The 20,801-nt window shown below is 34.7% G+C and carries 19 protein-coding genes, 1 tRNA gene and 1 riboswitch; of the genes, 11 read left to right on the forward strand and 9 right to left on the reverse strand.

The features are described 5' to 3' along the window. Positions 1 to 64 precede the first annotated feature (64 nt). Positions 65 to 253: riboswitch (cobalamin riboswitch) on the forward strand. Positions 254 to 283: 30 nt separating this feature from the next. From metE to ACP5O9_RS05880, 11 genes are all read left to right on the forward strand, one after another. Continuing rightward, positions 284 to 2,530, forward strand: coding sequence for a 5-methyltetrahydropteroyltriglutamate--homocysteine S-methyltransferase (gene metE / locus ACP5O9_RS05830; protein ID WP_353685685.1), 2,247 nt, complete (start codon positions 284 to 286; stop codon positions 2,528 to 2,530). Further along, a complete protein-coding gene (locus ACP5O9_RS05835; protein WP_353685684.1) occupies positions 2,505 to 4,586 on the forward strand; it encodes a ribonucleoside triphosphate reductase in 2,082 nt (693 codons plus the stop codon). The genes metE and ACP5O9_RS05835 overlap by 26 nt, the downstream gene beginning before the upstream one ends. Positions 4,587 to 4,622: 36 nt before the next feature. Next, entirely contained in the window at positions 4,623 to 6,113 is a 1,491-nt protein-coding gene (gene trpE, locus ACP5O9_RS05840; protein WP_428723615.1) for an anthranilate synthase component I, read from the forward strand. Further along, entirely contained in the window at positions 6,110 to 6,673 is a 564-nt protein-coding gene (locus tag ACP5O9_RS05845) for an anthranilate synthase component II (RefSeq protein WP_353685682.1), read from the forward strand. Before trpE ends, ACP5O9_RS05845 begins: the two co-directional genes overlap by 4 nt. Next, on the forward strand, positions 6,670 to 7,680 hold the full coding sequence (gene trpD / locus ACP5O9_RS05850; protein ID WP_353685681.1) for an anthranilate phosphoribosyltransferase: 1,011 nt from the start codon (positions 6,670 to 6,672) through the stop codon (positions 7,678 to 7,680). Before ACP5O9_RS05845 ends, trpD begins: the two co-directional genes overlap by 4 nt. A gap of 2 nt (positions 7,681 to 7,682) precedes the next feature. Then, positions 7,683 to 8,294, forward strand: a complete 612-nt coding sequence (locus ACP5O9_RS05855; protein ID WP_353685680.1) for a hypothetical protein — start codon at positions 7,683 to 7,685, stop codon at positions 8,292 to 8,294. Between the two features lie 45 nt (positions 8,295 to 8,339). After that, a tRNA-Sec gene (locus ACP5O9_RS05860) sits at positions 8,340 to 8,437 on the forward strand. 24 nt (positions 8,438 to 8,461) lie between these two features. Further along, complete coding sequence (locus ACP5O9_RS05865) at positions 8,462 to 8,806, forward strand: Mth938-like domain-containing protein (RefSeq protein ID WP_353685679.1); 345 nt, start codon at positions 8,462 to 8,464, stop codon at positions 8,804 to 8,806. 13 nt (positions 8,807 to 8,819) lie between these two features. Next, positions 8,820 to 9,002, forward strand: coding sequence for a hypothetical protein (locus ACP5O9_RS05870; RefSeq protein ID WP_353685678.1), 183 nt, complete (start codon positions 8,820 to 8,822; stop codon positions 9,000 to 9,002). A gap of 28 nt (positions 9,003 to 9,030) precedes the next feature. Continuing rightward, positions 9,031 to 10,791 (forward strand): formate--tetrahydrofolate ligase, encoded by a 1,761-nt coding sequence (locus tag ACP5O9_RS05875; protein ID WP_428723616.1) that lies wholly within the window; start codon positions 9,031 to 9,033, stop codon positions 10,789 to 10,791. Between the two features lie 75 nt (positions 10,792 to 10,866). Then, positions 10,867 to 12,291, forward strand: coding sequence for a methyl-accepting chemotaxis protein (locus ACP5O9_RS05880; protein ID WP_428723617.1), 1,425 nt, complete (start codon positions 10,867 to 10,869; stop codon positions 12,289 to 12,291). Here the strand turns inward: ACP5O9_RS05880 and ACP5O9_RS05885 are convergent. The 9 genes from ACP5O9_RS05885 to efp all read right to left on the reverse strand — a co-directional run bounded on the left by ACP5O9_RS05885 (position 12,288) and on the right by efp (position 20,801). Then, positions 12,288 to 14,528 carry a response regulator gene (locus ACP5O9_RS05885; RefSeq protein WP_428723618.1) on the reverse strand — a complete coding sequence of 747 codons (2,241 nt, stop codon included), beginning with the start codon at positions 14,526 to 14,528 and terminating at the stop codon, positions 12,288 to 12,290. The genes ACP5O9_RS05880 and ACP5O9_RS05885 overlap by 4 nt on opposite strands. Before the next feature lie 15 nt (positions 14,529 to 14,543). Next, positions 14,544 to 14,993 (reverse strand): chemotaxis protein CheW, encoded by a 450-nt coding sequence (locus tag ACP5O9_RS05890; protein ID WP_428723619.1) that lies wholly within the window; start codon positions 14,991 to 14,993, stop codon positions 14,544 to 14,546. Then, on the reverse strand, positions 14,978 to 15,343 hold the full coding sequence (locus tag ACP5O9_RS05895; protein ID WP_353685673.1) for a response regulator: 366 nt from the start codon (positions 15,341 to 15,343) through the stop codon (positions 14,978 to 14,980). Before ACP5O9_RS05895 ends, ACP5O9_RS05890 begins: the two co-directional genes overlap by 16 nt. Positions 15,344 to 15,374: 31 nt before the next feature. After that, positions 15,375 to 16,586, reverse strand: a complete 1,212-nt coding sequence (locus ACP5O9_RS05900) for a response regulator (protein ID WP_353685672.1) — start codon at positions 16,584 to 16,586, stop codon at positions 15,375 to 15,377. An 11-nt stretch (positions 16,587 to 16,597) separates the two neighbouring features. Then, the gene (locus tag ACP5O9_RS05905) at positions 16,598 to 17,728 is read right to left on the reverse strand and encodes a cache domain-containing protein (protein ID WP_353685671.1); all 1,131 of its coding nucleotides are present in this window, start codon (positions 17,726 to 17,728) and stop codon (positions 16,598 to 16,600) included. Beyond that, positions 17,725 to 18,279 carry a hypothetical protein gene (locus ACP5O9_RS05910; protein WP_353685670.1) on the reverse strand — a complete coding sequence of 185 codons (555 nt, stop codon included), beginning with the start codon at positions 18,277 to 18,279 and terminating at the stop codon, positions 17,725 to 17,727. The genes ACP5O9_RS05905 and ACP5O9_RS05910 overlap by 4 nt, the downstream gene beginning before the upstream one ends. A 153-nt stretch (positions 18,280 to 18,432) precedes the next feature. Next, positions 18,433 to 19,788 carry an acetyl-CoA carboxylase biotin carboxylase subunit gene (gene accC / locus ACP5O9_RS05915; protein WP_353685669.1) on the reverse strand — a complete coding sequence of 452 codons (1,356 nt, stop codon included), beginning with the start codon at positions 19,786 to 19,788 and terminating at the stop codon, positions 18,433 to 18,435. After that, positions 19,788 to 20,234, reverse strand: a complete 447-nt coding sequence (gene accB / locus ACP5O9_RS05920; RefSeq protein ID WP_428723620.1) for an acetyl-CoA carboxylase biotin carboxyl carrier protein — start codon at positions 20,232 to 20,234, stop codon at positions 19,788 to 19,790. Before accB ends, accC begins: the two co-directional genes overlap by 1 nt. A gap of 3 nt (positions 20,235 to 20,237) precedes the next feature. After that, complete coding sequence (gene efp, locus ACP5O9_RS05925; protein ID WP_353685667.1) at positions 20,238 to 20,801, reverse strand: elongation factor P; 564 nt, start codon at positions 20,799 to 20,801, stop codon at positions 20,238 to 20,240.

The following is a 20,801-nucleotide window of genomic DNA, read 5'->3' on the forward strand; positions in this document are numbered from 1 at the left end:
AAAATCTGAGATCTTGTCCAGGACAAAAATTTATTAGCTTAAGGCTCTACAAAATGTGGTTTGACAAAAAAAAATCAATTAAGGTATTTTCAAAATTGCTGGATGTAAGGGAAGAGGGGTGAGAATCCCCCGCTGCCCCGCAGCCGTGTTGGGAACGAAAGCCCATTTAAGCCACTGGAGATAGCTCTGGGAAGGCGGGCAAGTAGGTTAGTTAGCCCAGAGTCGGAAGACCTATCCAGCCTGAAAGCCTTTGGCTTTCAGAATACCTCGTGGGAGGAATTAAATGACCGTTAAAACTACTGTCTTTGGCTATCCCAGGATTGGTCCTCAGAGAGAGCTTAAAAAAGCGTTAGAGCACTACTGGAGTGGAAAAATCTCTCAAAGGGAGCTAATTGAAGAGGCTGAAAAATTAATCATCAATAATGCAAATACCATTGCCCTGCATGGAATTGACATTATTCCATCTAATGAGTTTTCCCTTTATGATTTTATCCTTGATCTTTCCTTCATGTTTAATGTTATTCCCAAAAGATTCAAAAAAATTGAAGACCCTCTGGAAAGATACTTTGCAATAGCAAGAGGTTCAGCAGATGCTCCTGCTTCAGAGATGACAAAGTGGTTTAACACAAACTATCACTACATTGTTCCTGAAATTGAATCTGATACTGAGTTTGAACTCAGGGAAAACAAAGCCTTAAAAGAGTTTGAACTTCTGAAAAATAATCTTAACCTTAAAACAAAACCTGTGATAGTTGGTCCCTTTACCTATCTTTACTGTGCCAAAGTAAAAAATTATACTTATTTCTCTGACAGTATAGTTTCAGTTTACAGAAGACTTCTTAAAGAGCTTGAAGAATCTGATGTTGAGGAAGTCCAGATTGACGAGCCTGCAATGGTTCTTGAATTAGACAATGATGTTCAGACAATCATAAATTGTTACAGAAAAATCACTACCGGGCTCAGTAAAATAAAAGTCTATGTCCAAACTTACTATGAATCTTTATCACAGTATGAAAAAATAGTTTATGAACTACCAGTTCATGGCATTGGATTTGATTTTGTTGAGGGGAAGGAGAATCTTGAGAACATATTAAAATTTGGCTTTCCAGAGGATAAAACATTAATTGCAGGAGTTGTCTCTGGAAGAGATCCATGGAAGACAGACTTTAAAGAAGCATTGAAACTCATTGAGACTCTTACAAAGTTTACGAAACATATAATTCTTTCCAACTCCTGTCCTCTCATGCATCTTCCAGTGACTGTGAAAAATGAAAGTCTGCCTGAAGAAATCCTCCGCCTGTTAAGCTTTGCAAATGAAAGGCTTGAGGAGCTTACAATCCTTAAAACAGCAATAAATGAAGGTAAAGAGCCTCCAGAGCAGAATTTATCCATGAAATTTACTAATCCTGAAGTTCAGAAAAAAATCTCTCAGATTGATGAAAATGCTCTTTGCAGAAAACCCTCTTTCAGTGAACGATATGAAAAACAGATGGAAATTCTCAAACTTCCTCTTTTTCCAACGACCACAATAGGAAGCTTTCCTCAAACCGCTGAGCTGAGAAAAGTAAGGGCAGATTATAAAGCAGGAAGAATCTCTTTTGAGGAGTATGAATCCTTTATCAACAATGAAATCAAAAGGGCAATTGAGATTCAGCACGACATTGGACTTGATGTTTTAGTTCATGGAGAGTTTGAAAGAACAGATATGGTTGAGTTCTTTGCAGAGAAGCTTCAGGGATTTGCCATAACAAAAAATGGATGGGTTCAATCCTATGGCTCAAGATGTGTAAGACCACCAATAATTTATGGCGATGTATGGAGAGAAAAACCCTTGACTCTGAAAGAAACACTTTATGCCCAGTCTCTCACTGAAAAGCCAGTGAAAGGCATTCTTACTGGACCTGTTACAATACTTCAGTGGTCCTATCAGAGAAAGGATATTTCGAAAAAAGAAGTTGCCTATCAGATTGCTCTTGCTCTTAAGGAAGAAGTAATAGAGCTTGAGAAAGCTGGTATAAAAATCATTCAGATTGATGAGCCAGCTTTCAGAGAAGGAATGCCTCTTAAAAAAGCAAAGGTTGATGAATACTTTGACTGGGCTATAAAAAGCTTTAAAATTGTTATCTCTGCTGTAAAACCTGAAACTCAAATTCATACTCATATGTGTTACTCTGAGTTTAATGATATAATTGATAAAATCTATGCAATGGATGCTGATGTGATATCAATCGAAGCATCAAGAAGCAAGGGAGAGATTCTAAAAGCCTTTGAAAGATTTAAATATGACAGAGGCATTGGAATTGGAATATATGATATTCACTCCCCAAGAATTCCTTCTGTTCAGGAGATGATAGAAATTGTTAAGCGATCAATAAAGTTTATTGATAAAAGACTTTTCTGGATAAACCCTGATTGCGGACTTAAAACAAGAGCGTGGCAGGAAGCCATTCCCGCACTTAAAAACATGGTTAAAGTTGCAGAAATAATGCGAAAGGAGGTTGAGGATGTTCAAAAATATAATAAAGCGTGATGGAAGAGTTGCTCCCTTTAATCCTGAAAAAATTACCATAGCAATATCAAAAGCAGGTAAAGCAACTGGAGAATTTGATTATGAGACTGCAAAAAGGCTTACAATTAAAGTTTTGCTTTTAGCTGAAGAGTTGATTCGTGATCGTGACCCACATGTAGAAGAAATCCAAGATATTGTTGAAGAGATACTTTTAAGCAGTCCTTATCGTAAGACTGCAAAAGCATATATTATTTATCGTGATCAGCATGCCCGTATGCGTGAGATTGCCCGTCAGGGTGGGCTTGAGCTAATTGATAGCTACCTCAGCAAGGTTGACTGGCGGGTAAGAGAAAACTCCAACATGAGCTTTTCTCTTCAGGGATTGAATAACTACATATCAAGTGAGATAAGTAAAAGCTACTGGCTTCATAAGATTTATCCACCTGAGGTAAGAGAGGCTCACATAAATGGAAGCTTACATATCCATGACCTAAATGTATTAGCACCATATTGTGTTGGTTGGGATTTAATGGATTTGTTAATCAGGGGTTTTGGTGGAGTAACAGGAAAAGTGGAATCCAAACCTGCAAAACATTTTCGTAGTGCCCTTGGTCAAGCTGTAAACTTTCTTTTTACACTTCAAGGAGAGGCTGCAGGTGCACAGGCATTTAGCAATGTAGATACTCTCCTTGCTCCCTTTATTGCCTATGATGGGCTTAACCAGAGACAGGTAAAGCAAGCAGTTCAAGAATGGGTTTTTAATTTAAATGTGCCTACAAGAGTAGGATTTCAGACACCTTTTTCTAACATTACCCTTGACCTCAGAGTGCCTGAGCATTTGAAAAACCAGGCTGTTATTATTGGTGGTAAGCCTCAAGAGGCTACCTATGGTGAATTTCAAAAAGAGATGGATATGTTTAACCAGGCATTGTTTGAGGTTTTATGTGAAGGAGATGCAAAGGGAAGAGTCTTTACATTTCCTATCCCTACGATTAACATAACAAAGGATTTTGACTGGAGTAGCAGTATTGTTGATTTAATCATGGAGGCGACAGCAAAATATGGAATTCCTTATTTTGCAAACTATGTAAACTCTGACCTGAAACCTGAGGATGCCCGCTCAATGTGTTGTAGACTGAGACTTACTACCCGTGAGCTTAAACACAGAGGTGGAGGCCTTTTTGGTTCAAATCCTCTTACAGGTTCTATTGGTGTTGTTACACTTAACATGCCAAGGTTAGGTTATTTAAGTGAGTCAGAGGAAGACTTTTTTAACCGTTTAAGTAAGCTTATGGATATAGCTAAAACATCACTTGAAATAAAAAGAAAGGCACTTGAGAAATTTACTGAGGCAGGGTTATATCCTTATTCAAAGCATTATCTTAGTGCAGTTAAGGAGCGCACAGGAGCTTACTGGAGCAATCATTTTTCAACAATTGGCATAATAGGGATGAATGAGGCAGTGGCAAACGCCAAGTGGCTCAATGCAAAAGGGATATGGATAGAACATGGCAAAGCCTTTGCTTTGAAAGTAATGGATTTTATTAGAGAAAAACTCATGGAATATCAGAAAGAAACAGGCAATCTCTATAATCTTGAGGCGACTCCTGCAGAAGGAACTAGTTACAGACTTGCCAGAGCAGACAAACAAAAATATCCTGATATAATTACACAGGGTATTGAGCATCCATACTACACTAACTCAACATGGTTACCTGTGAATTTTACGGAATCTATTTCCTATATACTTGACCATCAGGATGAACTTCAGAGTAGGTACACAGGAGGAACAGTTATTCATCTGTTTCTGGGAGAGCAACCAGAGCCTGAAAAACTTAAAAACTTTATAAAAGCAGTCTTTGAAAGATATAAACTTCCATACATAAGTATTACTCCTACATTTAGCATTTGTCCCGAGTGCGGATACATTGAAGGACAACATCAAATTTGTCCAAAATGCGGCAAGACTACAGAGGTTTACTCTCGTGTTGTTGGCTATCTTAGACCTGTGGATAACTGGAATGATGGTAAAAAAGAGGAATTCAGAGAAAGAAGATATTTACAGATTCATGCTTAGTTTGCCTTTTTTGAAGCTAATTATTTAAACTATTTTATGAATCTGAGGCGTGAGGAATTTCTGTCTTTAGCCAGACAGTACGATGTTATTCCCCTTTACAGAGAAATAATCGCTGACCTTGATACTCCTGTGAGTGCTTTTTTAAAACTTGATAAAAAGCCCTCTTTCCTTCTTGAAAGCGTTGTAGGAGGTGAGAAATGGGGAAGGTATTCTTTTATTGGATTTAATCCTGCTTTTATAATAAAATCAAAGGAAAGAAGCATAACTCTGGAAGGTTCAATCCAAACCCGCATTGATAATGTAAATCCCTTTGATTTTTTAAAAGAGTTTTTCAAAAAATTTAAAGCATACATAGAACCATCACTTCCGAGATTTTTCGGAGGCATGGTCGGCTACATATCTTATGATACTGTAAAACTTTTTGAAAAAGTTCCAGACCTTGCTCGTTCTGATCTTGATATGCCTGATATATTTCTCATGATTCCAGAAACCCTTTTAATTTTTGACAATTTCAAACAGTCAATAAAAATCGTTTACAATGCTTTCCTTAATTCTGAAGATGCTGCAGAAGCTTATGAAAAAGCTCAGGATAAAATAGACACAATAATAAAAGAGCTTAAAAACCATCAGGATGAAAGATTCAGATCCTATTTATATGTTTCAGAAAGCCAGTTTAAAGAACCATTACTCGGATTTACTTCAAACTTTAAAAAGGAAGATTTTATAGAAGCTGTTAAAAAAGCAAGAGACTATGTTCTTTCAGGTGATGTTGTTCAGGTTGTTATCTCTCAAAGATTTGAAACTACTTCAGAAGTTCATCCCTTTGATATTTACAGGGCTTTGAGAATAATAAATCCTTCACCATACATGTTTTATATTGATACAGAGGAAGGATATCTTGTTGGCTCATCTCCTGAAATTCTTGTAAGAGTGGAAGATGAAAAAATTACTTTAAGACCCATTGCAGGAACCCGTCCGAGAGGAAGAACTGAAGAGGAAGATCTCTTTCTTGAAAGAGAGCTTCTCAGTGATGAAAAAGAAAAGGCTGAACATATTATGCTTGTTGATCTTGGAAGAAATGATGTTGGCAGGGTTGCAGAAATAGGCAGTGTTACGGTTACAGAGCTTATGACAATTGAAAGATACAGTCATGTTATGCATATTGTGAGCAATGTTGAAGGCAGGCTGAGAAGAGGGCTTGATATTTTTGATGTTTTTATGTCCTGTTTTCCTGCAGGAACTGTAACAGGAGCGCCCAAGGTAAGAGCAATGCAAATTATTGAAGAACTTGAGCCAACCAGAAGAGGCCCCTATGCTGGAGCAGTGGGCTATTTTGGTTTCAGTGGAAATATGGATATGTGCATAGGCATAAGAATGCTTGTTGTAAAGGATAAAAAAGTATACGTTCAGGCAGGTGCTGGTATTGTGGCAGATTCAGTTTCTGAAAAGGAATATACTGAAACAGTTAATAAGGCAACTGCCATGCTTAAAGCAGTAAGTTTTTTAGAGTTTAAGGAGCGAAAATGATTCTTTTAATTGATAACTATGACTCATTTACATACAATCTTTATCAATACATTGGGGAGCTTAATCCAGATATTGTTGTCTACAGGAATGATCAGATTACCATAGAAGAGATTGAACAGCTTAATCCTGAAAGAATAATAATCTCGCCAGGTCCGTGTACTCCAAAAGAAGCGGGAGTTTCATGTGATGTAATAAGGCATTTTGCAGGTAAAATACCAATTCTTGGAGTATGTCTTGGTCATCAGGCAATTGGTGCAGCCTTTGGTGCAAAAATAGTTCTTTCTCCAGAAATAATGCATGGTAAGACCTCTTTCATTTATCATGATGGTAAAACGATTTTTAACGGTCTTCCCAATCCATTTGAGGCAACAAGATATCATTCCCTTATTATTGATAAAGAAAGTTTACCAGACTGTCTTACTATCACAGCATGGACCTCAAATGGTATAATTATGGGTATAAGGCATAAAGAATACATAATTGAGGGAGTGCAGTTTCATCCTGAAAGTATTCTTACAAAAGTTGGAAAGGATTTATTAAAGAATTTTTTAAGACTATGATAGCTGAGGCAATACTTAGATTAAGCAAAAAAGAAAACTTAGAGCCTGAGCTCTTAAGAGAAAGCTTTATTGAAATTATTGAAGGTAAGGCATCAGAGGCTCAAATTGCAGCTTTTCTTATGGGGCTTTCTATTAAAGGTGAGACAGAAGAAGAGATTCTTGAAGCAGTAAAGCTTTTTAGAGAATATGCAATAAAAATTAAAGCTCCTGAAAATACTATTGATATTGTTGGAACAGGGGGAGACCATTCAGGAACATTCAATGTTTCCACTGCAACAAGCTTTGTTGTTGCTGCAGCTGGTGTGCCTGTGGCAAAGCATGGCAATCGTTCTGCTTCAAGCCAGTGTGGATGTATTGATGTTCTTGAGGAGCTTGGTGTAAATGTTAATATGCCTCCTGAGACTGCTGAGAGATGTCTTTTTGAGTGTGCAATTACGGTGCTGTTTGCTCCTCTTTATCATCCTGCTATGAAGAGAGTTGCTCCTATAAGAAGAGAGCTTAAAATAAGGACGATGTTTAATATTCTTGGTCCAATGCTTAATCCTGCACAGGTTAAACGTCAGCTTTTAGGCGTTTTTTCAAGGCAATACATGGATACAATTGCAAAGGTTTTACAAAAACTTGGCTCCGAGGATGTAATGATTGTCCACAGTGAAGATGGACTTGATGAAATAACAGTTACAGGGAAGACATACATTGTAAGAGCTAAAAACGGAGAGGTAAAATCAACCGTGATTTGTCCTGAAGAGGCGGGTTTAAAAAAAGCATCCCTCGAGGACATTAAAAGTTTTGATAAAAAAGAGAGCGCCAAAATATTTTTGAGTGTTCTTAAAGGTGAAAAATCTGCATGTCTGGATATGGTTTTAATTAATGCTTCTGGAGCACTTCAGTTGAGCAGCTTTGCATCAGATTTTAAAGAAGGAGTTGAAATAGCCAGAGAATCCATTTACAGCGGCAGAGCTTACAGGAAATTTGAGGAATTTAAAAAGTTTTCTAACTTAAATTAAGCATGGCTGAATTAGGTAAAATACAGAGACTCAGCGTAGATGAATTCAAGGGCAAAAAAAGACTTTTTTGCGTTCCCAATATTTTTGTTGTTGATGAGGAAGATGAAAAACTTAAAGATTTAATTGAGAGATACTGGCAGGAAGCAAGTCTTCATGTTGAAAAGCTTGAAAAATTAGGCTTTGTTACCAAGATATTTGTGGAAACAATATTCATTGAAGGGCAAGAAGCAATTGATGTCATAAGAGAGACCAATCCTTATCTTTATCCATTTATAGAGAAGAAAGTTTCTGAAGGAGCTACTGTTATAGGGATTGAAGATCCTGAAATATTTGGAGAATTTATTGATTGGGGGAATTGCCTCAGAGTTGTTAAAACAAATGCCGTAATGCAGAAAGTTTTTGATTATTTTAATCAAGTGACCGAGAGGCGAATAAAAGAGATAAGCAATAAAATTTCAGATAAACTTCAGGAAGGAGAATCAGCAGTTTTAATTTTAAGGGATCAGGACAGAATTAAGCTTTCCCTTTCAAAGGATATAGAAATCTTCCTTGTTGTTCCCTCAGCATATGATGATATTCTTAGATATTTACGAGATAAGTTTTTATCATATTAAAAAGGTTTTGAAAAATTTCTTAAAATCCTGTAAAATTCTATAACTGGGAGTGTATGGGGTTCTGGTGTCCCTCCTGGACTTCAAATCCAGTGTTGCCTGCGAGGAGCAGGCAGGGTGGGTTCGATTCCCACACACTCCCGCCAGCTTTTGTAATGGAGGGGACAGAAATGAAAATAACTCATTATTCCTTTGGAAAAATTGTGATTAATGGAAATGAATACACTCAGGATATTATTGTTTTTCATGATTCTGTTTTCCCATCATGGTGGAGAAAACAGGGACATTCACTTTGTATAGAAGACCTCGGAGAAGTATTAAAAAAAGATGTTAAAATTCTTGTTGTCGGAACAGGAGCTTATGAAAGAATGCAGGTGCCCCAGAGCTTAATAGAAGAGCTCAAACAAAGGGGAATTGAAACCTTTGTTTACGAAACAGAAAAAGCTGTAGCAGTATTTAATCAACTTTTAGCTGAAGGGAAAGCTGTAGCAGGTGCTTTTCATCTAACCTGTTAGAAAGGAGAAAAAAATGGAGGAGAAAAAACAGCCTTTGAAAGAAAGAATTGCAATTGTAAGAATGCTTCCAAGAGATATAAAAGAAAAACTCACTATTGAAGAAATGAATGCTTTACTTTATGATGAGATTTTACCGGATTCATTAATTGAGAAACTTAAAGATTATCTTGCAGATATAGATAATCCTTCAGAATAAAACCCAAAAAATTAATTCAGGAGAGTTTATGCCTGCTGAGGTTGCAGACTGGTTAATTGCTCAGCAAGCTGAAAAGCAGATGAAAACAATATTTCAGCTTGCCGATGAAGTAGGTATTGAAAAGGATGAATTAATTCCATATGGTTATTACATGGCAAAAATTGATTATCAAAAACTTTACTCAAGAATCAAAAATAATCCTGATGGTAAATATATTGTTGTGACAGCAATAACTCCTACGCCGTTTGGAGAAGGAAAATCAACAACAACTATTGGATTAACCCAGGGATTAGGGAAAAGAGGTAAAAAAGTAAGCTGTGCTATAAGACAACCTTCAGCGGGTCCATTAATGAACATAAAGGGAAGCGCTGCAGGCGGAGGGTTTTCCCAGTGCATTCCAAGAACAGAATTTTCCCTGGGCTTTACAGGAGATATAAATGCTGTTATGAACGCCCATAATCTTGCAATGGTAGCTCTTACTGCAAGAATGCTTCATGAATCCAACTATTCAGATGAGATTCTCAATAAAAAAGGATTAAAAAGGCTTGATATTGATCCAAAAAGAGTGCAGATTGGATGGGTTATTGACTTCTGCGCTCAGGCATTGAGGAAAATCGTAATTGGAATCGGTGGAAAAAAAGACGGAATACCAATGGAATCAAGGTTTGATATAGCCACTTCTTCAGAATTGATGGCTATTTTATCACTGGTAAAAGATTTGAAGGATTTAAGAGAGCGAATTGGCAGAATTGTGGTAGCATATTCAAAATCAGGGAATCCTATAACAACTGAAGACCTTGAAGTTGCTGGAGCTATGACAGCTTTTATGCTTCCTGCAATAAATCCCAATTTAATTCAGACAATGGAAGGACAACCAGTGTTTGTTCATGCCGCACCTTTTGCTAATATAGCAATAGGACAATCTTCAATTATTGCTGACTGGATAGGAGTCAAACTCAGTGAGTATCACATTACAGAAAGCGGATTTGGTGCAGATATTGGCTTTGAAAAATTCTGGAACATAAAATGCAGAATTTCAGGATTAAAACCTGATGCAGCAGTTTTAGTAGCCACTCTAAGAGCATTAAAATATCATGGAGCAGATAAAGATGCTCCAAAGATTGTTTCAGGAAATCCTATACCAGAGAAGTATTTTGAAAGAAATCTTAAATGGCTTGAAAAAGGTCTTGAAAATCTGTTTCATCATATCAATATTGTTAAAAAGGCAGGGTTGAATCCTGTTGTTTGTTTAAATAAATTCTATGGAGATGATAATGATGAACTGGAATTTGTTAAAAAAGCCTGTGAAGAAATAGGGATTCCAGTGGCAATTTCAGAGCACTATGAAAAAGGAGGTGCTGGAGCTCTGGAACTTGTTGACATGGTTATTGATGCATGCAGAAATAAATCATCGTTTAAATTTCTTTATGATAACAATCTTCCTCATATTTCAAGGATAGAATTAATTGCAAGACAGATATATGGAGCGGATTCTATTGAATTGTCCTCCGAGGCTTTAGAGAAGCTTAAAAATATCAACTCCAATCCTGAATTCTCTCAGTTTTCCATTTGTATGGCAAAAACTCATCTAAGCCTTTCAGATAATCCAGAATTAAGAGGTGCTCCAAGAGGATGGCAGTTATTTGTAAGAGATATTTTAATCTTTACAGGAGCAAAACTTATTGTTCCTGTAGCAGGTGAGATAAATCTGATGCCTGGAACTGCCTCAAATCCAAATTTCAGAAGAATAGATGTGGATTTACAAACAGGTAAAGTAATTGGAATTTAGCTATAATAAAATATTGACAATTGCTATATTTTTCTTACATACTGTATAAACTTAATTTTTACATAGGAGGAAATTATGCCTGAGGTAGTTAAATCAAAAATTAAAAAACCAAAAGGTCTTTATAGAAAATTCCTTATTGTATTTAATCTATCCATTGTTCTTTCAACCATTATTCTTATTGCTGGACTCATTATTACTGGATATGAAATTTATGGCGAAGAATTTATTATGAAAAAAATGGGAATTATAAATAGTCTTTTAAAATTTGCTCCTGTTATTGCAATATTTGTTTTAGCATTGATAGGGATATCAACAGCCAATGTTTTATGGTTTAGAAAACAGATTATATCTCCACTTTCAATAATTGAAGATGTAGTAGAAGCTATAAGAAAAGGAAATTTTGAAAAAAGAATAAAGTTGAAAACAGGTGATGAATTTGAAACAATTGCAGATGCTTTTAATCAAATGATGGATAAACTTTCTACACTCATTCAGACAGAAGAACAGAGAAAAGAGATGCAGAACAATATTATAAAGTTTTTACAGATAATGACTCAGGCAGCTGAAGGAGACCTCACGCAGAAAGCAGAAGTCACACCAGATGTTTTTGGCTCTCTGGCAGATGCCTTCAATCTCATGACAGATGGATTGAGTGAGCTTGTCAGAGAAGTTAAAAATACAGCAGAGGATGTAGGACAGAAAAGCAATATTCTCAATGAAATAATTCAAAAATTACAAACAGGCGCAGAAATACAAAAACAGGAGATTGAAAAAATAGTATCCCTTATTGAAGATGCTTCAGAAATTGCTTTACAAACAAAAGATAAAACCTCTGCTGCAACAGATGTTTCAAAAGAAGCCATTGATGCAATCCTGAAGGGTAATGAAATTGTTACAGAGACAATTAGCAGCATGCAATTAATCAGAACAGCTGTTCAGGGAATAAATAGAAGAATGAAACTTTTTTCAGAAAAATTAATGGAGATAGGAACAATTTCAACAATAATCAGTGATATTGCAAATAGAACAAATCTTCTCGCACTTAATGCTTCAATTGAAGCAGCAAGAGCAGGTGAGGAGGGTAAAGGATTTGTCGTTATTGCTGAAGAAATAAGAACTTTATCTGAAAAAACAGCTAAGTCATCTAAGAATATTGCAGAAATTATTACAGCAATTCAGGAAGAGGCAACGGCTGTTACAAAAAATCTTGAAGAAGAAACAAACTATGTTGAGATAGGAATAAATATGGTAAATCAAACAACAGAAATATTTGAAAAGATTGATTCAATCATAAAAAGAATAGGACAAGTTATAGATGACATTAATGAATATACTATGAAACAAAAAGAAATAACCGATAAGCAGGTAAGTTCAGCTCAAAAAGTGAAAGAAGTGACTGAAAATATTTATGAAATAAGCCATGAGCTTACTGATATATCCCGTTCTCTATCAGATACTTCAAAAGAATTCGTTAATGTAACTGAAAAATTTAGAATTTAACGCAATTCTGAATAAATAAGGCGATTAAGAATTTGTTCCTGTATGGCTTTTTCGTCAAAGGGCTTTACAATATAGCCATCTGCTCCAAGTGCAATGGCTTTTTCTTCATGTTTTTTTGTCCCTCTTGAAGTAAGAACTATAATTGGTAAATCTTTGAATCTTGGATCTTTTCTTACTCTGCTGATGAGTTCATAGCCATGCATTATAGGCATTTCAAGGTCAGTTACTACAAGGTCAATTTTTTCCTTTTCTATCAAATTTAATGCTTCAGCGCCATCTTTTGCAGTATATACTTTCAGTTTTTTATCTTCAAGAATACTTTGTAAGCTCTTTCTTACACTTATAGAGTCATCCACAATTAGGACAGAACCTTTGTACGTAAAAGGTTCTTTAATTTTCTCAGACAATGCAGTTGTAAATATAAATTCTTCTTCAAATAGTTTTAATGGATCAATTACATATCTTGGAGAGCCTTTGCCACATATAAAATAACCAAGATATTGAGTTAATCCTTCAAGAAATTTTCCAAAACTATGAACTGTCGCTTCCTCGTGTCCCAGAATTTCTTCAACAATAAGTCCCTTTCTTATTCCTGAAAAATTAAAAACAATTATAAACCCTTTTTCAATTTTTTTACCGTTGACAGAGAAGAAAACTTCTGAAAATACTTTCAAAGGAATAATTCTATTTTTATGATTAATTTTTCTTTCTATTATTGCCTGCGGAAAATCCTCCAGTGTTAAAATTTCTTCAATATAGTTAATAGGTATGGCAAAATCCAGATTATGGGAATTGAATACTAAAAGATTGCTTATAGTTAATGACTGCGGAATTTTTATTACAAAAGTCGTTTCTTTATCAAGCTTTGAAGAGACTTCTATTGTTCCTTTAAGTTTTGAGATGGCTGTCTTAACAATATTAAGTCCTATGCCTCTTCCACTCTGGAAATCTACCTCTTCTGCAGTGGAAAAGCCAGGAGCAAATATGTAAGATAGAATTTCTTCTTTTGAAACAAAGGGAGCATATTCAGGCGCGATAAATTTTTTCTGAATAGCTATTTGTTTAACTTTATCAATATCAATCCCTTTACCATCGTCTTTGATACTTATTACAATATATCTCCCTTCTTTTTGTAAATTAATTTGTATGTGACCTGTCTGGTCTTTTCCTTTTCTTATTCTTTCTTCAGGATACTCAATTCCATGTTGTACAGCATTGCGAAGAATATGAAGAATTGGCTCATACAGGGAGTCAAAAATTGGCTTGTCAATTTTTGTTTCTGCTCCTTTAATCTCTATTTCAATAATTTTTCCATGAGCTTTTGCTGTATCTTTAACAGCTTCAGAAAGCCTGTGTAAAAGCCTGCTAATTGGGATCATTCTTATTTCAACCAGGCTGTCTTTTAAATAATTGATTTCTTTGTTAAGTGATTTGAAATGATATGAAAGATTTTCAGAAAAAGTAAACAATGAATTTATACCCTCTGTTATATCATTTGTTATCTCCTGAATTTTTCTTAAAAAAATATGGTATTCATCATAACGGTCAAATTCAAGATCACTGAACTCCACAAAAAAACTGTCTATAACTTTTTCATCTTTATTTTGCGTAGATAAGTAGTATCTGTTTGAAAAATCAGTTATTTCTTTTAGAAGTTTTTTTCCACTGTTGTGTATTTCTTCTACAATGTTTAATAGTTCTTTTTCTTTGTCCATTATCGTATTTTTCTGAACAAGAGTTTCTCCCAGAGAAGTGAGAATATGGTCAATTACTTCAAGCTCAACTCTGACAGTGTTGCTAACAGGAAAGGTTTTAAAAGCTACAGGTTCGTATTCTTCAACAAATGTTTGTTTTTTATGTAGAATATTTTCAATTGATTTTATAACTTTCTCATCAAGCTCGCTTTTTTCCTCACCTGTCTTGTGTATTTCATTTACAAATCCCACTATTGCATTAATAACTTGTTTAATGGGATAAATAAGAGAATTTTCATAGTTTATTTCTTCATTCAAAAGAGCTTCAAAAAGGTCTTCAAGGCGATGGGATAGTGTAGCAACTTTATTGAATTTAACGATTGAGGCAGAACCTTTTAAAGTGTGTGTTGCTCTGAAAAGGCTTTCTATTGTTTCTTTGTTGTATCCTTTAGTTTCAAGCTCCTCTGTGCCTTCAATTAAGGTATTTACATGTTCTTCTGCTTCCAATAAAAAATATTTTATAAGCTCAGATTTGTCTATCATCTTTTCTGAGTTTTGTCATTTTTCCTGTTTTCCTGTGCTGGTTTCACCAGCAAAACCACTCTTTAGATTTTCAGCTGGTTTTTGATAACTCACTTTAAGTTGTTCAAATAATTTTTCAGGATTAATAAAATCTTCAACAACTATATCGGATTCAAAACTAACAAAAAAGGGCGAAATATCCGATAAAATTCCTATTTTTTCACCTTTTACTTCAATAACCAGCAATTTATTATCAGAATAGTTTAATCTTTCAATATTGTAAATCTTTGCCAGGTCCACAGCAGGAATGATTTTGCCTCTTACAGGTAAAGCTCCAACAATGTAATCAGGAGCTCCTGGAATGGGGAATATTCGCGTAATATCCAAAACCTGAACAACGCTTTCTTTTGGGACAAGAAACTCTCTTTCTCCTACGCCTAAGACACAATAGGATTTTTCTGTTTTTTCTTTTATTTCTTCAGACATTTCTTTATAGCCACCAAAAGATCAATTGGTTCAAAAGGTTTTGTAATGTATTCATCTGCTCCTTGCGTCTTGCCCCAGAATTTATCAGCTTCTTCTTTTTTAGAAGTTACAAGAATTACAGGTATATCTTTAGTTTTTTCATTTTTCTTTATCTCTCTACAAATTTGAAAGCCATTTTTTTTAGGCATAACCACATCTAAAATAACAAGATCAAAAGTTTCTTTTTTTATCAATTCTTCAGCTTCTTCACCATCTTTTGCAAAAAAAAGCTCGTATCCACCTTCTTTAAGAATGGACTCAATATATTTTGCATCTGTAACTGAATCTTCTGCAACAAGAACTTTAGTCATAAACTTCCCTTAACTTTACATTATATCATTTTCATGTTTCTTTAACAAGCTCTAATGGATTATAGCCTGTTTTATTCAGCAACCAGCTATCTGAAAAATCTTTCTTTTCAAAAATAAAATTTCCATTTTGAAGATTCTTTAAAGAATTCAATGCTTCAATGGTAATATCCTTAATTTCTTCCTGGTCCATTTCATTTAATAGTTTAGCACCAATTTTTTGTTTCTGAAGGTTTGAGATTCCATAGATGATTTTTCCACTAATAAATAGAAATTCGTATGCTATTGCATTACTGTAAGCATAAAAGATACCATTTAAACTATTAGAATTAATTAGAGTAAAAATTTCCTGAACTTTAAAGAAATTTAAATTGCCAGAGAGAATCACAGAAGAATCTTTTATCAAACCGTATTTTTTTAATACTCCTTCAACAGAGCTGTCAAGTAAGGGGATAATTTTTTCATAAAAGCTATTAAATTTGTTGTCTATTAATTTTTCCAGAATGGTTAAATCAAAAGCAGGCTTAATTTCTTCAATTTCTGTTTTTGGAGGCTCTTCCAATATGTCCTGGATAGATTCAATTTCTTGTGTTCCAAAGCTTTCTTCTTTTCCCAGCAGTTCCATTTCTGGGAGTTCAATTTCTGGTGTTTCAAATAAATCCTGGGTTTTTTGCATTGGTTCTGGCTCTTCAAATATTTTTTCCTTTAATTCAATTTCTTTTGTTAATTCAATTCCCTTTTCTTCAACTGAGAATACTTCTTCTTCTGTTTCAGGTAATACAATAGGCTCTATTTCTTCCACTTCCTTTATTTCTGTTTCCGGTGATTCATAAGTAAAAACAGGGATTTCTTCTGGAATTTTTTTAACTTCCGGTGCTTTACTCAACACTTGATTGATTTTTTCTACCAGTTCTTCTGATTTAAAAGGTTTTATAAAATAATCCAGAATTCCATATTTTTCAATCAATGCCTGTCCTACTGTCTCACCTTTTCCAGTGATTAGAATAATGGGAATATCTTTAAGAGTTTCATTCTCCCTTATGAGTTTGCAAACCTGCGAGCCTGTCATTTTGGGCATTATAAAGTCAACTAAAATTAAATCAGGTTTAATTTGTTCTGCAATTTTCAGTCCTTCTTCTCCATCACTTGCTGTATAGACTTCATATCCTGCTTCTTGTAAAGAAACCTCTGCAAGCTTTCTTACAAGTGGGCTATCATCCATTACTAATATTTTTTCCCCTGCCATTTTTTTACTCCTTATTCAAGAAGTTTTTTCATGGTTATACGCATTCTTTCCACAGCCCTTGCCAGTGTAGCTATTTCTCCACGAGCATCTTTGATCTCTACTTTTTGAGATGTTTTACCCATTGATATTTCATCTGTAATTTTTGTAAGTTCAACTATAGGATTTATTACATATTTATTCATACCATAGCCAATTAAAAGAGCTATTATGATAAGCATTATAATATAAACAAGCACATTTATGCCAAGAATTGTAAAAACTTTAACAGGATTGAGAATTCTTTCTTTTACAATATATATAAAACCTATAGTTCGACCAGAAAAATCCTTAAGAGGGCTATAAGCAACAATATACTCTTTCCCTGCCTGAGGCACTACTTCAGTATAGTATCTCTGTTTTGATTGAGCAGCGTTTTTTAAAGAAGCTTCAGATATAAACATTTTTGGATTCTGCTGGGTAAAATAAAGCGAAACCCATTGTCCAAAAGTATGTTTTATATCTTTTAAGCCAGGCCAACCAGATAGTAAATCTTTATAAATAACAACTCCTAAATCAGTATTTATAGCTTTTTTAATTTGGTCAATTATTAGTTTTAACCCACCACCAACATCCACACTTCCCACGAGCTCCCCTCTGTAAAAAATTGGTTCAACACCTCTTAATCCTACTCCACCAATACCTATTTCAATACCTCTTACACCTTTATGGGTTGTTTGTACTTGCACTACAGTTTTACGCTCCTTTGAGATATCATCACCAAAATGACTAAGGTCATGAAGCCTTACAAGAGAAACCGCAGGAAGTATATGAAAGTGAAATTGAGCAAGAGCAAAGTTTTCTTTTAAAGAATTAAAAGCAGGCAGGAATTTATCTATCAAGCGGTTTCTGTCTTTTTTATTAACAGCCTCCTGAACATCTGACATTTGTGCCACTAAGTGAGCCATTTGTTGATAATGAATCGTTGATGCTTCAAGTAAAATTTGAGCTGTATTGATTGATACCTCAATGTTTCGGTTTTCTTCTTCCTTTAAAAGATTTACCTGTGTGATATAATTGAAAACAACTAAAGCAGCCATTCCTATAATTAAAGTTGCTAAAAGAGGTAAAGCTATTCCTGCTCTTAATCCAAGTTCTATTTTCATTTATAAACCTCCAATAATTTATTGACCTCTTGCAAAAATTCTCTTCTTGATTGGGGATCTTCTATCTCTTCTTTTAACATATCAATCAAATTGAGAAAATCCTCTTTTGATGGGGGGTTGGAAGGAACCCATCTTTCACTTATATATTTTTCTGTAATTTTTCCTCCAATTGGTCCAATTTGCCTGATTAATGCAGTTTTTATGCCATCTTTTATTTTTGCAAAATCTGAAGAAAGAGATGTTGAGTCTTGAGAATCTATAAATTTGTTCATCTCCTTTAACTGTTTTATTAATTTTTCAGTGGAAGGGATATCATCGCTTGTCATATCAAGTGAAATCTGAGGAATAAAACTGCATGAAACAGGTTGTCTTGAAGCTAAATCATCCAGGCATTGCAATCCTTTTTTGAATCCGAAAGATATGTGATAAATCTCTCCATCTTTTAAATAAAACTTTAATAGATTCTTTTCAGAAGAAAAATTTATAGTTAACAATCCTGTGCTTTTTGTGCGGGACAAATTGTCAATAATATCTGCAAGATTTTTTTTCATAAGCTTTATTAAAAGAATAGCAAATTATTTTTATCAATATCAAGACCCTTGAAGCATTTTTTAAGAAGCTTGATGCCCATTTCTTTTTATTGACATTGAAGGTAGTCAGAGATTTCTCGCACTGAGGAATGCCATATAGAGCTTTTATTTAAATCAGGATTTGTTGTTATTGTTCATTAATTGGATGAAATCTGTAAAAAATTTTCCTTTGATAAAATCAGGATTTTCAAGCACTCTCAGAAATAAAGATATATTTGTTTGTATCCCTTTTATTGCTGTCTCTTGAAGAGCTCTTTTCATTCTGTCTATTGCTTCTTGTCTGTTCGCTCCTTTGGCGATGATTTTTGCTACCAGTGAATCATAGTAGGGAGATACCTTGCATCCCTGATAAAGATAGCTATCCACTCTTATGCCAGGACCACCAGGAAAGTGAATAAATTCAACAGTACCTGGAGATGGAATAAACTTTTCTGGATCTTCTGCATTAATTCTACATTCAATGGCATGTCCACGAAATTTAATTTGAGGCTGTTTGAAAGATAAAGGATATCCTTTCGCAAGCTTTATTTGCTCTTTGATAATGTCAATATCAGTAATTTCCTCTGTTACAGGATGTTCTACCTGAACTCTGGTATTTATCTCAATAAAATAGGGATTTAATTCATCGTCAACAATGAATTCAAAGGTGCCTATATTTCTGAATTTCAACGCTTTGGCAGCTTTTACTGCATATTCACCTATTTTTTTTCTTAGTTTTTCATTTAAAACTGGAGAAGGAGCTTCTTCAAGCAATTTCTGATGTCTACGCTGTATTGTGCAGTCTCTTTCTCCAAGATGAATAATGTTGCCTTGTTTATCAGCAAGTATTTGCACTTCTATATGCCTTACTTTCGGGAAATACTTTTCAATATAAAGCTCTCCGTTTCCAAACGCTGCAAGTGCTTCTCTCTGAGCCATGAAAAAAGCCTGTTCAATATCTTTTTCGTCATTTACTATGCGCATTCCTCTTCCACCACCACCAGCAGAAGCCTTAAATATTATAGGAAGTCCAATTTTTTTGATTATCTTCATACAGGATTCTTCATCCTTCACCGGTCCATCACTTCCAGGAACTACAGGAATACCTTTTCTTTTAAGTATCTGTCTTGCCTTTGCTTTATCTCCTCCAATTTTGATGTTTTCAGGAGTTGGTCCGATAAAAACTATTCCAGAGTTCACGCAAGCCTCTGCAAACTGGGCATTTTCAGACAAAAATCCATATCCTGGATGAATTGCTTCAGCATCTGTAATGTCTGCTGCAGAAAGAATTGCTGTGAGATTTAAATAGCTTTGAGCAGGACTTGCAGGTCCTATACATATTGCCTCATCTGCAAGTTTCACATGTAAAGATTCTTTATCAGCTTCGGAGTAAACTGCAACGGTTTTTATACCAAGTTCTCTACAGGCACGGATAATTCTTACAGCTATCTCTCCTCTATTTGCAATAAGAATCTTTTTGAATAACTCCATTATTTAGTTACCTCAATTAAAAATAATGGCTCTCCATACTCAACAGGCTGTCCGTTTTCAACAAGTATTTTTCTTACAATTCCTGAAACATCACTTTCAATTTCATTCATAATTTTCATTGCTTCTATTATGCACAAGACCTGTCCCTTTTCAACTTTTGTGCCTACTTCAACAAATGCTGGAGCATCAGGAGAAGAGGCTCTATAAAATGTTCCGACCAATGGAGAGGTAATAGTGTGAAGAACTTCTTCTTCCTTTAAAACTTCTGCATGATAAGAAGGTTGTGAAGATTCTGCTGATAGTTTGGGGGGTTTTGCAATTTCTACAGGAGCATAGACATATCCCCTTTTAATTCTAATTTTAAAACCTTCTTTTTCAATGTTTAACTCTGTTACATCCGTATTTTTCAAAAAAGATATTATTTCTTTTATTTCTTCAAGTTCCATTATTCACTCCTTTATCTTTTCAATGTATTCTCCTGTTCTTGTATCAATTTTTAATAAATCACCTGTCTGAATATGAAAAGGCACCTTTACTGTAAGCCCTGTCTCAAGGCGGGCAGGTTTTGTTCCTCCTGAAGCTGTATCGCCCTTAAAGGCAGGTTCAGTATCCACAACTCTTAATTCAACAAACATCGGTGGCTCTACAATAAGGACTTCACCTTTGTAATAAATCACATCAACAATCATTTCTTCTTTTATGTAATACAAAGCATCTCCAATTTTATCTTTTGATATAGAAATCTGCTCATAAGTTTCCATATCCATAAAAACATAAGAGTCTCCCTGAGAGTAAAGATATTGCATTTGCTTTTCTTCAAGCTCTGGTTTTTCAAATTTTTCTCCGGCAGGGAAATTTTCCTCAAGAACCCTTCCTGTTTTAAGATTTTTTATTTTAGTTCTTACAATTGGTGCTCTTTGTTGCATTTTTACATGTTGAAAGTCAATTATTTCATATGGTTCTCCTTTGTATTCAATTTTTAAGCCTTTTTTAAATTCTGATGTTGAAATCAT

Source organism: Thermodesulfovibrio sp. (assembly GCF_049969575.1).
GTDB classification, from domain to species: domain Bacteria; phylum Nitrospirota; class Thermodesulfovibrionia; order Thermodesulfovibrionales; family Thermodesulfovibrionaceae; genus Thermodesulfovibrio; species Thermodesulfovibrio obliviosus.